At 73.5% G+C, this 15,293-nt stretch carries 12 protein-coding genes; 4 read left to right on the top strand and 8 right to left on the bottom strand.

Features of this window, described 5'->3' with window-relative positions:
* Positions 1–34 precede the first annotated feature (34 nt).
* The 4 genes from ACFVS9_RS05950 to ACFVS9_RS05935 all read right to left on the bottom strand — a co-directional run bounded on the left by ACFVS9_RS05950 (position 35) and on the right by ACFVS9_RS05935 (position 6,862).
* Entirely contained in the window at positions 35–1,279 is a 1,245-nt protein-coding gene (locus tag ACFVS9_RS05950) for a S8 family serine peptidase (protein ID WP_389930365.1), read from the bottom strand.
* Positions 1,276–4,593 (bottom strand): right-handed parallel beta-helix repeat-containing protein, encoded by a 3,318-nt coding sequence (locus ACFVS9_RS05945; RefSeq protein ID WP_383114452.1) that lies wholly within the window; start codon positions 4,591–4,593, stop codon positions 1,276–1,278. Before ACFVS9_RS05945 ends, ACFVS9_RS05950 begins: the two co-directional genes overlap by 4 nt.
* 146 nt (positions 4,594–4,739) lie before the next feature.
* Complete coding sequence (locus ACFVS9_RS05940) at positions 4,740–6,059, bottom strand: ricin-type beta-trefoil lectin domain protein (RefSeq protein ID WP_383114453.1); 1,320 nt, start codon at positions 6,057–6,059, stop codon at positions 4,740–4,742.
* Positions 6,056–6,862, bottom strand: a complete 807-nt coding sequence (locus ACFVS9_RS05935; RefSeq protein ID WP_389930362.1) for a type VII secretion system-associated protein — start codon at positions 6,860–6,862, stop codon at positions 6,056–6,058. Before ACFVS9_RS05935 ends, ACFVS9_RS05940 begins: the two co-directional genes overlap by 4 nt.
* Positions 6,863–7,384: 522 nt before the next feature.
* Between ACFVS9_RS05935 and ACFVS9_RS05930 the strand changes: the two genes are divergently transcribed.
* On the top strand, positions 7,385–8,449 hold the full coding sequence (locus tag ACFVS9_RS05930; RefSeq protein ID WP_389930359.1) for a mannose-binding protein: 1,065 nt from the start codon (positions 7,385–7,387) through the stop codon (positions 8,447–8,449).
* 86 nt (positions 8,450–8,535) lie between these two features.
* On the opposite strand, the gene ACFVS9_RS05925 is transcribed toward ACFVS9_RS05930, so the two are convergent.
* A complete protein-coding gene (locus ACFVS9_RS05925; RefSeq protein WP_389930357.1) occupies positions 8,536–9,177 on the bottom strand; it encodes a TetR/AcrR family transcriptional regulator in 642 nt (213 codons plus the stop codon).
* A gap of 176 nt (positions 9,178–9,353) precedes the next feature.
* Here ACFVS9_RS05925 and ACFVS9_RS05920 point away from each other — a divergent pair, with 176 nt between their 5' ends.
* The 3 genes from ACFVS9_RS05920 (at position 9,354) to ACFVS9_RS05910 (ending at position 12,537) form a co-directional block, all read left to right on the top strand.
* The gene (locus ACFVS9_RS05920) at positions 9,354–9,785 is read left to right on the top strand and encodes an Rrf2 family transcriptional regulator (protein WP_389930354.1); all 432 of its coding nucleotides are present in this window, start codon (positions 9,354–9,356) and stop codon (positions 9,783–9,785) included.
* 140 nt (positions 9,786–9,925) lie between these two features.
* The gene (locus ACFVS9_RS05915) at positions 9,926–10,342 is read left to right on the top strand and encodes a nuclear transport factor 2 family protein (RefSeq protein ID WP_389930352.1); all 417 of its coding nucleotides are present in this window, start codon (positions 9,926–9,928) and stop codon (positions 10,340–10,342) included.
* Between the two features lie 194 nt (positions 10,343–10,536).
* Positions 10,537–12,537, top strand: a complete 2,001-nt coding sequence (locus ACFVS9_RS05910; protein ID WP_389930349.1) for a beta-N-acetylglucosaminidase domain-containing protein — start codon at positions 10,537–10,539, stop codon at positions 12,535–12,537.
* Between the two features lie 147 nt (positions 12,538–12,684).
* On the opposite strand, the gene ACFVS9_RS05905 is transcribed toward ACFVS9_RS05910, so the two are convergent.
* From ACFVS9_RS05905 to ACFVS9_RS05895, 3 genes are read right to left on the bottom strand one after another with little or no spacing between them, the layout of a single operon-like run.
* On the bottom strand, positions 12,685–13,038 hold the full coding sequence (locus ACFVS9_RS05905) for a hypothetical protein (RefSeq protein WP_389930347.1): 354 nt from the start codon (positions 13,036–13,038) through the stop codon (positions 12,685–12,687).
* Positions 13,038–14,429: a hypothetical protein gene (locus ACFVS9_RS05900; protein WP_383114461.1), complete on the bottom strand. Its 1,392-nt coding sequence runs from the start codon at positions 14,427–14,429 to the stop codon at positions 13,038–13,040. Before ACFVS9_RS05900 ends, ACFVS9_RS05905 begins: the two co-directional genes overlap by 1 nt.
* A complete protein-coding gene (locus tag ACFVS9_RS05895) occupies positions 14,426–14,878 on the bottom strand; it encodes a hypothetical protein (RefSeq protein ID WP_383114462.1) in 453 nt (150 codons plus the stop codon). The genes ACFVS9_RS05900 and ACFVS9_RS05895 overlap by 4 nt, the downstream gene beginning before the upstream one ends.
* Between the last annotated feature and the right edge of the window lie 415 nt (positions 14,879–15,293).

Here is a 15,293-nt window from a genome sequence, read left to right as displayed (position 1 = left end):
TACGTACGCGGGGTGTCGGCCCCGTGCGCGCGGCTCACTCCGCGGCCGTGCCGCCCGCGCCCGCCGGACGCCATCCGCGGGCGCGGCCCCGGGAGAGGGCGAAGCCCGCCCACAGGACGGCGAGGACGGCGGCGGAGCCCAGCAGGACGAGGACGGTCGCGCGGCCGGTGGCCCGGTCGGCGGCGGCGGTGTCGCGCACGGTCACGGGGTCCGTGGCGTGCCCGGCTCCGGTCGTGGAGGCGGGGGCTCCCAGGACCGTGGTGACGGCCGCGTAGGGGTCGAGCTGCGGGATGTCGGCGGGGTAGGCGGTGGCGGTCAGACGGCGGACGACGTCCTCGGGCGCCTCTCCCGGGTAGGCGGAACGGACCACCGCGACGGCCCCGGCGGCGTAGGCGGCGGCCACGGAGGCGCCGGCACCGAGGTAGTGGCCGTCGCCGCGCGGACCGCCGGAGACGACCCCGGCGCCGGGGGCGGCCAGGTCGATGCCGTCGGTGGGCAGGGCGCTGTCGGGGCGGACACCGGCGGGCAGCATGTCGGCGACCGAGAGGACACCGGGCTCACCGGCGGGCCAGTAGACGCGGGAGGGGATCTCGTCGGTGCCGCTGCGGGGCGGGTCCGGGGTGGCCGCGGCCACCACCACCGCGCCCGCGCGGCGGGCGTCGGCGACCGCACGGGTCAGCGCCGCGTCCCGGCGCGGCAGGGCGACCGCGACCGCGATCACGTCGGCCCGGGCGGCGGTCGCCTCACGCACCGCCTCGGTCACCAGGGCGGCGCTCGCCTGTCCGCGCTGGTCGGTGCCGCGCAGGGCGAGGATCTTCGCGTCCGGGGCGACTCCGGCCAGATGTGCGCCGTCCCCGCCCGTCCCGGCGATCAGCCCGGCCAGGAAGGTGCCGTGCCCCACGCAGTCGTCACCGGCCGCGCCCGCCGCCGAGACCCGGCCGTCGAGCCCCTCGGCATCCTTGGCGACCCCGGTGTCGATCAGCGCGACGGTCACGCCCTCACCGGTGCTGTGCCCGTGCAGCCGGTTCAGGTCGAGGCGCTGGCGCGACCAGTCCTGCTTCTTCGCCTTCTCCCGGGAAGCGGGCGTGCAGTTAGCCTGGTCGGCCTTCGGATCGAGCGCGGAGGGCATCCCGGGCAGTTCCTGGCCCTTCCCCCCGTCGGCCGCCGGTACGCGTGCGGGGGGCGCCGCCTGGGCCTGTACGGCCGTGGGCAGCAGCAGGGCGGCGGCGAGGCCGGCACCGGACAGCAGGCGGGCGGTCCCGCGGGCGGGCGGCCTCATCGGGGAGCCACCTTCGGCGCCACGGCCGTGACGTCCTCGGGGCGCAGGATCCGCAGGTCGTCCAGGGTGGGCGCGGCCAGCGAACTGAGCCGTCCCGCCTGCCGGGTGACCATCGACTCGACGACCTGGCGGGCCAGGCGGGCGTTGCCGAAGGAGCGGTCCCGGACCAGCGAGTCGAAGTACTCCTTGAGCAGCGGGCCGGTACCGGGTCCGCACTCGTAGCCCATGTTCGCGGCCTGGGCGCGGACGATCGTGACCAGTTCCTCCGAGGAGTAGTCGGCGAACGCGATCCGTCGCGGGAAACGCGAGGCCAGGCCCGGGTTGGAGGCGAGGAAGCGCTCCATCTCGTCGGTGTAGCCGGCGACGATGACGACCACCTCGTCGCGGTGGTCCTCCATCAGTTTCAGCAGGGTGTCCACCGCTTCCTGGCCGAAGTCGGCACCGCTGCCGCGCGGGGTGAGGGTGTACGCCTCGTCGATGAACAGCACACCGCCACGGGCCCGTTCGAAGACCTCGCGGGTGAGCTGGGCGGTGTGCCCGATGTAGCGGCCGACCAGGTCGGCGCGGGCGGCCTCGACGAGCTGGCCCCGGTCGAGGATGCCGAGCTGGGTCAGGACCTCGCCGTAGAGACGGGCGACGGTCGTCTTGCCGGTGCCGGGCGGGCCGGTGAAGACGAGGTGGTTGCTGAGCGAGGGCACCGGGAGCCCGGCGGCCGCCCGGTGCCGGGCCGTGGTGATGAGGTTGACCAGGTCGGCGACCTCGCGCTTCACCTCGGCCAGGCCGATCATGTCGCCCAGGCGGGTCAGCGGGTCGTCGTCCGGTGCGGTGGACTCGCCCGCCTGTGCCGCGGCGGTGACGGACACGTCCTCCGGGAGCAGCAGCCGCAGGTCACGCTCGCCGACCTGCTGCTGCGTGGAGAGCCGGACCGCCTGCCGGTCCACCATCTCCTCGAACACCCCGCGTGCGGCACGGCCGTTGCCGAAGCCCGCGTCCCTGGGCATCGCCCCGAAGTGGGCGGCGAGCGCCTCGGCGGTGCCCTCGCCCAGCTCGTACTGGTGCTGGACGCACATGCTCTCCATGATCGCGACGAGATCGGGCACCGAGTAGTTCTCGAACTCGACGGTCCGCGAGAAGCGGGAGGCCAGGCCCGGGTTGGAGCCCAGGAAGGAGTCCATCTCCCGGGAGTAGCCGGCCGCGACCACCACCACGTCGTCGCGGTGGTCCTCCATCAGCTTGAGCAGGGTGTCGACCGCCTCGCGGCCGAAGTCGGCGCCGCCGTTGCCGCTGTCCGAGGTGAGGGTGTACGCCTCGTCGATGAACAGGACGCCGCCGAGCGCCCGCTGGAAGGTCTCGGTGGTCTTGATCGCGGTTCCGCCGACGATCTGCGCGACCAGGTCGGCGCGTGAGACCTCCACCAGGTGCCCGCTGCGCAGCGAACCCAGCTCGGCCAGGATCGCCCCGTAGAGGCGGGCGACGGTGGTCTTACCGGTGCCGGGCGGGCCGGCGAAGACCAGGTGTCTGCTCATCGGCGGTGCGGGCATGCCGAGTTGTTCGCGGCGCTGGGCGAGCTGGGTCAGGTTGACCAGGGTGCCCACCTGCTGCTTGACGTTCTCCAGGCCGATCAGCGCGTTGAGTGCGCCGAGCGGGCCGTCCGCGCGGTCCGGCGGGGGCGCGTCCGCGGCGCCCGAACCGGCCGGGTCGGTGTTCTCGGCGCTGCCGGTGCCCCAGGCGTCCCGCTTGCCGTTGCCGACGCTGTTCAGGCCGTCCACGGCGAGCCGTTCGCCGGGCGCGGTCTGCACCAGGCCGCCGCCCTCGTTCTCCCGGGCGAGGCAGTTGACGAGGGAGACCGGTGCGGTGGACTCCACCCGGAAGCCGTCCTGCGTGCCGCCCGTGGCCTCGCAGCCGCTGAGCGAGGCGAGCGCGCCCTCGCGGAGGAGGAAGCCGTGCCCCTGGGCGGCGTGCACCGCGGTGCGGTTCGCGGTGAGCTCGCCGCCCGCCGCGACCACCACACCCTCCTCGCCGGATATCTCGACGCGGAAGTCGCGGACGGTGACGTTGCCCCCGTCCTCCACGACCAGGCCGCTGGTGGCGGTGTCGGAGACCCCGCCGCCGGCCAGGTAGAGGGTGCTGCCGGAGGCCACGCGGACGCCGGCCCCCTTGGGTCTGACGATCTCGCAGTCCTCGGCTCGGCCCCGGGCGTCCCGGGAGGCCGCGATGCCGTCGCCCGCGGGCTCCACCAGCCGGGCGCGGCGCAGCAGCGGGTTGGCGCCGCCGAGCACCGCGACGGCGGGCGAACCGCCGATCACCTCCAGGCGGTCCAGTTCCGGCGCCGAGTCCTCCTCCAGGAGCAGTCCGGCGCCCTCGCAGTCACGGACCGTCAGTCCGGTGAGCGCCGGGGAGGCGGCCCCGGCGACCCGTACGGCCGCGCCCTGCGCGCCGTCCACCCAGCAGTCCTCGAAGGTGCCGCGCGCCCGGTCGGTGACCAGCACGCCGTGGCCGCGGGCCCGCGAGACACGGCAGCGGCGCAGCACCGGGTCGGTGCCCCCCGCCAGGGTGATCCCGTTCCCGGAGGCGCCGGTGACACGGACGTCCTCCAGCGTCGTACGGCCCGCGCTGCTCAGGTGGACCCCGGTGCTGGTGTCGTGGACCACGGTGCGCACCACGGTGACGGCGCAGTTCTCCTCCAGGGCGATGGAGGGCTTGTCGGTCGAGGAGATGTCGCAGTCCTCGACGCTGCCCCGGGTCTCGCCGTTGGCGAGCAGGCCGTTGCCGCGGGCCCCGCGCACCGTGCAGTCACGGATGCGTGCCTCCCCCTGCTCGGCGAGGACCAGGCCGCTGGTGCCCAGGTGCTCGAACGTGCAGGACTCCACGGTGGTGGGCGCCGCCGAGGTGACCACGATGCCGGCGCCCTGCGGGTTGCTCACCCGGCAGTCGCGCAGCGCGAGGGAGCCCGTGCCCCCGGCCAGCATCGCCGTCCACGCGGCCCCGACCACCTCGCAGCCGTCGAACGCGGCCTGACCGCGCCGGACGTCCACGGCCGGCAGCTCGGCGTCACCGCCGCGCAGGGTCAGCTCGGAGAGCATCACGGCGTCGGCGCGCAGCGCGACCACGCTGCCCGTACGCGGCCGGATCTCCACGGTGCCGCGTCCCTCGGCGGCGGTGAGGGTGACCCGCGTGTGGATGACGAGGTTCTCCGCGTACGTTCCGGGCCGGACGCTGATGAGCGCACCGGTACGGGCAGCGGCGAGTGCCTCGCCGATCGTCCGGTAGCGGTCCCTGCTATCGGGACCGACCGACAGTACCTGGCGCGACACGCACCAACCTCCTTGCTACGGCAACGTCTTCAGCGGACGCCCCCGCGGGGCGGGGGCCGGGTGTCGGGGAGCCGACGGTGCCATCATGCCTGGTCCCCCGGGGCGTGCGGATCGTGGAGCACCGCTCCGGGGACCGAGGGCCGTGGTCAGGTGCTCCACTTCTGGGCGGGGTTGCCCGAGCATTTCAGCAGTTGCAGGGCCGCCCGGTTCTCCCGGTTGGCGCCCGCGATGTCGACGCACATGCCGACGACGGTGTTGACCAGGTCGTGTGCGCCGTTCAGGGCGAACTTCTGGGCGTTGTTGCCGTTGCACCGGGCGATCTGGATGACGGTGCCGTCACTGAAGTTGGCGTTGGCGACGTCCAGGCACAGGCCCTGGATGCGGATGGTGCCGTCGGACGCGAACTGCCACTTCTGCGCGGGGGCGTTGTTGCAGTCCCACATGTGCAGCGCCTTGCCGTCGCTGAAGTCGTGGCCCGGTACGTCGATGCAACGGCCCGAGAGGTGGCTGCGGAAGGAGACGGGGCCGCTGAGGGTGACGGCCGGAGCGGCGGCCGTCCTGTTCTTGACGGTCTCGGACTTCTTCTCGGTGGTCTCCTTCTTCACCGCGGCCGGCTTGTCGGCCGCGGCCTTCTTCGCCGCCTCCGCGGCCTTGTCCGCGTCCGGAGCCGCGGCGGAGTCCGGCGCGGGCCGCACCGGCTGCACGGGCTTCGCGGGCTTCTCGGACGTCACGGGGCCCTTCGTGGCCTCCTGCGGGGCATCGGACTCGGGCGGGGTCACCGCGAACTCCCCGGGCGCCTCCTGGCCGTTCCCGGTGAGCACGGTTCCGGCGGCCACCGCGGGCTGCTCGGGCTTCTTGTCGTCGTCCGTGGCCAGCACCAGGAACGGCACGGACACGAGCAGCGCTCCGGCGACCGCGGCCCCGGCCAGCACGGCCTTGCCCGGTCGTCCCACCGGCCCGGTCTGCTGGGGCTTTCCGATCGCGGTCGCGGTCATGGTCCGTACGAGCCCGGGCAGCCGGCTCTGGGCTGCGGCCACGGCGCCGGGGTCGGTCTCGGCCTCGGACCGGCTCCCCGAGGAGGTCCCGGTACCGGCCTCCGGACCGTCCCCCGCGGTCGCCGCCGCTCCGGCCTTCGCGGCCTCACCGGTCTCGGCGGCAGCCTGGGGCGTCTTCTCCGCCTCGGCGGTCTCCGGCGTCTCCGCCGCGGCGGACCCGGTCGTCTTCCCGGCCTCGCCGGCGGTCTTCGCTCCGGTCTTCGCCCCGGCCCCGGTCTTCGCCGGGTCCGGTTCGGACACGGCCGCGGACCCGGGCTGTGGATCGGGCCCGGTAGCGGGCTTGCCGGTGGATCCGGCCTCGGCGGTGGTCCCGGCCCCGGCAAGGGGGGCCGCGGCCGTCTCCTCGCTCTCGGAACCGGATTCCACGCGAGCCCGCGAGGAGGCGGGAGGTTGCTGAGCCGAACGCGTCACGGGGTTCTCCCTGTGGTGTGGGGCCAGGGTTCAAAGGGGTTGCCGGCCAGGTCCGCGGAGGGGGCCGCGGCCGGAACACCGGTGCGGTCCGCCGCACCGGAGGGGCCTTCGGGCCCCTCCCGCGCGGTCGTCCTCCCGTCGTCCGCCTCGCGGACGGGGCCGGCCAGACGGTCCGCCGGGACGAGCAGAGGGGCCGCGGCCCCGGCGTTGATCATCAGCAGGGTGCCGGGAACGCTCAGGGAGCGGGCCAGTTCCCCTGCCGACAGGGTGTCATGGTGAAGTGCCTCGGACATGAACGCGTGTACCGGTGAGGTGAACAACAGCACCACGGGCGCCCCGTCCCGTCCGGCGGCCAGGAGCGGCCCGCCGTCCGGACCGCGCACCACGGTGATGTCCGCCGCCGCGAGCGCCGTCAGCGCCGCCTCCACCGAGCCGTACCCGGTGGCGGCCCGCTGCGCCGCCGCGTCCACCGGATCGGTGGGCTCCGGCCAGCCGAGCATCCGCGCCGAGGGACGGTACGCGGGGTTCGCGCGGTACTCCCCCACGCCCCCCTGCTCGTCCGACTGCCACTCGCCCAGCACCGCCCACTCCGGCGGCGTGCCTTCCTCGGACCACTCCGGGTCCACCACGCCGATCCAGTGCCCGGGGGCCTGGCGGGCGGCGTCCCTCACGGCCTCGGGTATCTCGGGGAGGTCGGCGGCGGCGTCCGTGACGGTCCCCGGCGAGCCGGGACCGGCTGCCGGGGCATCAGGAACGGCGGACAGAGCGCCCTGCCCGCCCTCTTGCCGTTCTCCGGGCCGCATCTCCACCTGAACTCTTGGGTTCCGTACGAATCCTTGAGTGCCGAACGATATGAGCGCACGCCGACATTGATCAAACCGAGCCAACAGGATGCCACATCAGCCCCATCCGTGGGCGCCGCCCACCGGCCCGAATGAGGCTCCCCGGCGCCCGTCGGCCGCCCGGACGGAGAACGTTCCGGGAGGAGTGAGGCGCGGGAGGACAAAGCGCCGGGGCGTTTCCGCGCGCGGGGGCGGGCACGGCTCCACGACGGGCTACGTTGGGTACGCCATCGGCCCCTTCGGCGCACGGGGACCCTGCGGCCCTCCCATCCGAAGCGCGGCGTACCGGGTACGTCGCGGTCCGGCAGGGCCAGGATCCACAGCCGGCGCCACCGTGCGGGAGCGAGCGGGAACCCACGACGGGGACCGGGCCGTCCCGGGCCCGCCTCGACGCGGCGCTCGCCGACACTCCAGGGGCTGAGCGGTGTTCGTCCGGCTCGGCCCCTGCACACCGACAGCTCCGCCCCCATGAGGAGTGACCGCATGTCCCCCCAGCACCCCACCCCCGGCGCGAACGCGAGGACGGCGGCCGTCCCCGACCCGCGGGAGCCCGGACCCGCGCCCTCCGCACCGGCGGAGGAGGGGCCCGCGCCGGCCGCCCTCCCGACGGCGGAGGCGAAGACGGAAGCCGGCACCGCAACGGCCGCGAACGCCACGGCCGGTACGGCGCAGCCTCCGGCCTCCGGCACCGTGTCCGCACCTGCGTCCGCGTCTGCCGAGGGCGTGGAGGGGGCTGCTGTTGGAACAGGCGAGGGATCCTCACCGGGGACGGCCGAGGCTCCGTCCACCACCAAGGCGGCGGAGGCACCCGAGGAGGCGGTCGGCGTGGCTGCGGCCGTCGCGACGGCACCGGGGACCAGGACCGTCACCGGCGTCGACCGCACACGCCCCCGTACGCCCGTCCTGGCGGGGGCCGCCTTCGTGGGCGCCGCCCTGATCGCGATACCCCTGCTGCTGGTCGGGAGCGCGGACGACGACAGGCGGGACGAACGGGCCACCGGACCGGCGGCGGCAAGCGCCGACACGGTGCTCAACCCGGGGTCGGGCCCGGCGGACCTCGGTGACTACGTGGCGGGGAAGCCCAGTCCGTCCCCCAGCAAGGAGAAGCCGCGGCAGCCGGAGCCCCCGAGGACCACCGCGCCCGAGCCGGTGGCGCACGCGCCGGAACCGAGGCCGAGCAGCACGCCCTCGAAGAAGCCCGAGCCCAAGCCGGCCCCGAAGCCGGAGTGGACCACCGTCACCGTCTCGGCGCCGAGCGTGCTGGAGGTCAACCAGGCCTGGACGACCAACCGCGTCAAGATGGTCATGCAGACGGACGGCAACCTCGTGGTCCTGAACGAGGAGGGCAAGCCGATCTGGGCGGCCATGACCTTCGGCGAGAACCACCGGGCGATCTTCCAGCCCGACGGCAACCTCGTCATCCACAACGGCGACGACCGGGCGATCTGGGCCTCCAAGACCCACGATCACCCCGGTGCCCAACTGGTCCTGCGCGCCGACGCCAAGGTGGTCGTCGTGGACAGGGGCACGGTCATCTGGTCGACGTGACACCGGGCAGGGCGCGGCCGCTCGCGGGACGGGGCGGACGCGAGGGCCGGTCCGGACAGCCGGACCGGCACCCGGCGACAGCCGTCTCACTCCTCCGTGAGGTGCGCGAGCGAGGTGATCACGCGTGCGGCGATGCCCGGCGGCCAGGCGAACGACGGGGAGACCGCCCGCTGATGGGCGAGTCCGTGCAACCCGAGCCACAACGCGACCGCGTCGGCGGACACGTCGGTACTGCTCGAACAGCCGGCGGCCACGCACCCTTCGAGTGCTTCGGCGAGCCGCCGCATGCTCACCTGCCCCAGCGCGACCATGTCCTCCTCGGTCACGGAACTCTCGCTCAGGTCAGGCATCCAGAGCCCGCCGAACATCGTGCGGTAGCGCCCGGGGTGGTCCTGGGCGAACCGCAGGTAGCTCTCGCACAGCGCCATGAGCCGGCCACGGGGCGCGTCCCCCCCGGCGTCCACGGCGGTGCTCAGCCGCTCGTCCAGCTCGGCGAAGGCACTGCGCACCACGGCGAGCATGATGGCGGGCTGGTCGGGGAAGTGACGGTAGATCGAAGGGGCCGCGATGCCCACACGACGGGCGACGGAGCGCAGGGTGATGGCGCTCTCGTCACCGCTCTCGTCGAGCAGCTCGACCGCCGCCTCCACGATCTCGTCGCGCAGCCGGCCACCCTCGCCGCGACGGTTGCGGACGCGGGCGCGTGTCGTCGGTGTGTCGTCTCCCATGCCGTTACCTTACAACGCGAACCTTATGGATTCCGCCCTCGCGCCCACGCGACCTACGGCCGATTGCTTACGCCCGTGAATGAACACCCGGCCCGCACCACCGGACCCGGCGGCCCTTGCCGCACCTAGATGTAACCATTATGGTTACGACCGGACCGAGGAGGGCGGAGTACGAGATGAGCGCCAACAGCAGACTGACCATCGCCACGCACGCCCTGACATGGATCGGGCTGTACCAGCGGCGCGGCCACGAGGTCGCCACCTCCGAACAGATCGCCACGAGCGTCAACACCAACCCGGTGGTGATCCGCCGCCTGCTGTCCAAGCTGAGCAAGGCGGGCCTGGCCGATTCACGGCGGGGCGCGGGGGCGGGCTGGAGGCTCGCGCGGGACCTGTCGGCGATCACCCTGCTCGACGTCTACCGCGCGGTCGAACCGGGACCGGTCTTCGCCCTGCACCCCGCGACACCGGACCCCGAGTGCGTCGTGGGCCACGGCATCGGACCGGCGATGAGCGCCGTGTACGACGACGTGGAGGCCGCCCTGCGCGGGGAGCTGGCCAGGACCTCGCTGGAGGACGTACTGAGAGACGTCCTGAAGGCCGCCTGACCCCGGACCGCCCGCCACTCCCCCGGCAGGGCAGGGGAACGCCTTCCACCCATTGACGTAACCAGAACGGTTACTTCAACCGGGCGAAGAACCCTCGGGACGACCGATGAAGACGATGAGCAAGGACAAGGACGAAGGCCATGGCAACAGACACCCGGACCTCGCGGACCGTGGCGCAGAAGTTCGTGGACGCCCTCGGCAGGCAGGACCCCGAAGGCATCCAGGAACTGTTCGCCGAGGAGATCGACTGGTACGTCCCCGGCAGTGACGCGCTGCCCTGGACCGGGCGGCGCACCCGCCGGGAGGAGGTCGCGCCGTACTTCACCACGATGTGGCCGCACTTCGCGCCCGGCGGGAGCGAGGTCGTGCTGGAACGCGTCGTCGTCGACGGTGGTGACGTGGTGCTGCTGGCGGTCTTCACCCACACCGTCGCGGCCGGCGGGAAGGAGTTCACGACACCGGCGGCCATGCACCTGGCGGTCGAGGACAGCCGGATCGTCCGCATGCACCTGTACGAGGACACGCTGGCCGTCGGGGAGGCGTTCGGCGCCGCCTGAGCGGACCGCATCCGGGGCGCCGGGCCCGGGTGCGGTCCACCGCACGGCAGGAGGCCGTCGCCCCCCGGGGCGCTGCACCGCCGGTTCCACCCGTTCCGGGGTGCGATCTTGACAGCGGCGCCGACGAGTGGTGGTTTAGACCACTCCACCACCTGAACGTGATGGTCCACTTCCGTGGAGGTGCAGTGACCCGTATGCCCAGAAGTCATCCGTACCGTCTGCCCCGCGTGCCCCGGCTCCCGCTTCTCGGCGCCGCCGTCCTTCTGTCGCTCGGTACGCTCTCCGTTCCCGCCCAGGCCGCCGGGGGACCTCCCCCCGCCGCGCCCGGCGCGGGCCCGTCGGCGGCTCTGCCCGTCGTCACCCCGACCCCGCGTCACATCACCTCGGCGGGGCGGGACCTGCGTGTGCCGGAACGCGTGCGCCTCGTCCTCGGTGACGGCGTCGACGCCCCGAGCACCGAGGTCATCGAGCGGGCTCTGGCGTCGGCCGGAGCCCGTCACATCGACACCGCCGCGGCCGGGGACACGGCCCCGGGGCCGCGCGCCCCCGAGGCGAAGCTGACCGTCGTGGCCGGTTCGATCACGGACCGGGCGGTCGCCGGAGCCCTGCGCTCCGCCGGCGGGACCGTGCCCGCCACCCTGGTGGCGGAGGGCTACTCCCTCGCGTCCCGGGACGGCACCGTCGTGCTCGCCGGAAACGACGGGGACGGCGTCTACTACGCCGCCCAGACCCTGCGCCAGTTGGTGACCGGGAAGCACACCCTGGCGGCGGTGTCGGTCACCGACCACCCGGCCATGCCTCTCCGCGGCAGCATCGAAGGTTTCTACGGCGCCCCCTGGTCGCACGCCGACCGGCTCGACCAACTCGCCTTCTACGGTGACATCAAGGCCAACACCTACATCTACACGCCGAAGGACGACCCGTACCTGCGGGAGGAGTGGCGCGAGCCCTACCCCGCGGACCGACTGGCCGACCTGCGCGAACTGATCCAGCAGGCCGCCGACCACCACGTCGGCTTCACCTACGCCCTCTCCCCCGGCCTCTCCGTCTGCTACAGCGACCCCGGGGACGTGAACGCCCTCAAGACGAAGCTGGGGGCCCTCTACGACCAGGGCGCCCGCAGTTTCTACGTGGCCCTGGACGACATCAGCTACACCCGGTGGAACTGCGACGCCGACCGGGACACGTACGGCGCGCCCGGCAGGGGCAGCGCGGGGCAGGCGCAGAGCGACCTGCTCAACGCGGTGCAGCACGACTTCGTCGACACCCACCCGGACGCTCAGCCGCTCCAGTTCGTGCCCACGGAGTACTCCGACACGGCCGACTCGGCGTACAAGTCGGTGCTGCGCGAGCAACTGGACCCGAAGGTGGTCGTGCAGTGGACGGGCACGGACGTCGTGCCGCCCTCGATCAGCGTGGCGGACGCCCGGGCGGCCTCCACGGTGTGGGGGCGCAAGGTGTTCCTCTGGGACAACTACCCGGTCAACGACTACGGGCAGACGACCGGCCGCTTGCTGATGGCCCCGTACGACAAGCGGGAGGCCGGACTACACGAGGCGCTGAGCGGCATCGTGCTGAACCCGATGAACCAGGCCGCGGCCAGCAAGGTCGCGCTCTTCGGAGGGGTGTCGTTCGCCTGGAACGACGAGGACTACGACCCGGACCGCACCTGGCGCGCGGCGGCCGGCTACCTGGCCGGCGGTGACCCCGCCACCACCCGGGCGCTGCTGGCCTTCTTCGACACCCAGCACCTCGCTCCCACCTTCGGCGACACGAACTGGCAGCCGCAGGCACCCGGACTGGCGGCCCGGATGGCGGACTTCACCGAGGCGTGGGACAGCGGCTCCCGGCCCCGGCGCCAGGCCGCGCTGCGCACACTGGACGCCTACGCCGACGTACTGGCCGGGGCTCCCGGGCAGATCCGCGCCGGCGTACGGGACCCGGCCTTCCTGGCGCAGACGAAGCCCTGGCTCGACGCCCTCGACCTCTGGGGCCAGTCGCTGGACGCCACCCTGGACGGCCTGCGGGCCCAGCTGCACTCGGGCAGCGGCCAGGCGGACTTCACCAGGGCGGCCGGCCTGGCACGGCAGGCCGCCGCGATCACCACGATCCCGGGCACCACCCGCCCGCAGGGCACGGTCAAGGTCGCGGACGGGGTGCTGGACACGTTCATCGCCCAGGCTCCGGCCATGTGACAACCGGCCCCGGGCGCCGGATCCCGGCGCCCGGGGCCTCCGGCGCGCACCCCGCCGCCGGCAGCGCCGCACCCCGTGGGGACGCCCGGCAGGTGTCCGCCGCGCATCGGACCGCAGCGGACACGTACCGGTGGGCGGGCGGGCGCCTCAGGTCCCCAGGACCCACCGCGCCGTCGCGAGCACGCTGAGGAGCAGCGGCGGCGCCAGCCACCAGGGGCCCATCGCGCGCCGCACGGTGGGAGGGCCCACCGTGACGAGCAGCCCGAGCACACAGGCCGCGACGGCGAGCCCGCACATCAGCGAGATCGCGCCGTAGGCGTCCTGGTCCCAGACCCCCGAGGGACGGGTGATCAGCGCCGTATAGCAGCAGAAGGCGGCGATCGCGTAGAGGATCGTCAACGGCACGGCCATCACCCACCGGAGGCAGCCGCTGTCGTCCTGGGGCAGGGGCAGCGGCACGGGCGTGGTGCCGGACCGGTCGGACTCGGAACGGTGGGGCATCAGCTCAGAGCATCCCTGGCGTTGTCGAGGTTGTGGGCGAAATCCCGGCCGTACCCCTGGGCCTTGTCCCCTTCCCAGTAGGGACCGCCGTTGTACCGCGCGGCGAGTTCCTGGTACTGGGCGGACGTCATCTCCCCGGCGGGAACGTCGGCGAACGCGCTCTCCGCCTTGAGCTGGGCCAGGTATCCGGACGCGATGAAGATGTTCTGACCGGGGTCCTGGAGGGATTCCTCCACGACGGCGCGCTGGTGTTCGGTGAGGTCGTCGGGATCGTAACCGAGCACTTCGGCACCTCGTCGGACCTGGATCGCGATGGGGCCGAACGAGGTCTCGTCGGGGCTGCCGCCGAGGCGGCCCGGAAGGTTCTCCGGCGAGACGGGACTGAGCCCCCAGGGCGCGTCGGCCTGCTCACGGATCGTGTCGACCACGTCGTCCGCGTATCCCGGCTGGCCCGCGATCTCCTTCCACGCGATGCCGGCGACCATGTCGGGGGGCAGTCCGGAGTTCTGGGCGGCGGCCTGGATGATCTCCTTGTTCGCCGCGATCCACTCCTTCTTCTCCTCGTCCGAGGACGGAGGGATCCAGTAGCTGTCCTCGGCCCGGGGGAGGCCGGCGAGCCGCGCTCTGATGTCCTGGAGCGTCGGCGAGACCGGAGCGCTGCCGACCTGCGCCTGGTAGTCCTGCTTCGGTCCGCTGCCGGGCAGACGGGTCAACGGGTTACCGCTGGCCTCGTGGGCCTCGCTCCGCATGGCGGCGATGGCGGAGAAGATGTCCACGCGCGGGACGTTGCGCAACCGGAACTCCGGAAGCAGGTCGTAGGCCTGCTTCATCCCGTGTACGCAGAGGTCGCGCGCTTCCTTCTCCGTCGTCCTGGCGAGGTCGAAATCGCCCCCGGCGGCGTCGTGCAGCCGGTTGGCCTCGTCCTTGATGTCGTCCACGTCCATGGTCAGCTCGGCGAAGAAGTCGAGTACGCCCGTCGTCGCGCGCATGTCCTCCCACTGGCGCATGGGCTCGGCGTCCTGGGCCTTGCGGGTGATCGCCGTGCCCTTGGTGGCGATCAGCGTGGCCAGAGCCTGTTCACTGGCCTTGCCGTTGGAGTAGTGGCTCTTCGCGGTCGTCAGCGCGTAGGCGTAGGCGCGGAGCGCGCCGGCCGCCTTGCCGTACCCCTCGGCGAGATGGGTCACCAGTTTGCGCGCCTCGGCGACACGGGCCTCGTAGCGGGCGCTCCCCTCACTGTGCCAGTGGGTCTTCTTCTCAGCCCGCTCGGCCGGCTCGTCGGCCTCGGTCAGCAGGGTGCGGATTCTGGCGAACTCGTCGGCGTTCCGCTCCACGAGGGCCGGGTTGCAGCCCTCCAGGAACTCGACGTCGGTGCGGTGGCTCAGCCCGCTCACTTCGCCTCCGGTGGTACGTAACCGCCGTCGCGGAGGACCGTTTCCAGGAACTCCCGGGCGTGGCCCCCGTCGACGGTGACGAAGTCCGTGCCGGTGCTCCTGAGCCGGGTGGAGAGGGCGGCGTAGAGCGCCACCGCGTCCTGGTACTGGTCGTCGGCGAACCTGCCGAAGCGCTCGACCTGTGCGGCCACGTCGCCGTGGGCCCGTGGTTCCCGCGCCAGGGTGCACAGGTCACCGTCCGGCCGTCCCTCGTACAGGAAGCCCGCGATCTCGATCAACAGGTTGGCGTTCCCGTTGATGGAGTCGCTGTTGTAGTCCAGCGTGCCGCCGGCGGGCGCACCCGCCGGGCCGCCGCCCGGGTCGGCCGGGAGCTGGTTGAGCCGCATACCGGTGGCGCGGCGTTCCAGCGCTTCGGCCTTCAGACCTGCCCATTCCTCGTCGAACGACATGCGTTCCCCCTGCGGTTGCCGAGACCTGGCACGGTGCGGTGAACGACCGTATCGAGGGGATCCGGCCGTTCTGCGTCGGTCGTCGGCAGGGCACGGCCACGACAGCAGCCCCGACCCGCCGTTCGCCGTCATCACGTCGATGCCCCGCGAGCCGCGGCCCCACACCGGGCAGGGCCCACGCCGTCCGCCGGTCGTTCGAGGACCGCCCGGCGGCCGGCCGAAGTGCCCCCGAGCGGCGTGACATCGCGTGCACCCCCCTGCTTCGGCCCCGTCGTGCCGGGCGGGGGGGGGGGGGCCCCCGGGGGCGCGCCCCCCCCCCCCCCCCCCCCCCCCGGGGGAAAAACCGGCGGAGGCCAGGCGAAACCCCCCCCGACGGCCCCCCGCGCGCCGCGGCCCACCCCCCGCCGGAGGCCCG

The sequence above is a fragment of the Streptomyces sp. NPDC058008 genome (assembly GCF_042886395.1).
Taxonomy (GTDB): domain Bacteria; phylum Actinomycetota; class Actinomycetes; order Streptomycetales; family Streptomycetaceae; genus Streptomyces.
This window is presented reverse-complemented; position numbering and strand designations above follow the sequence as displayed.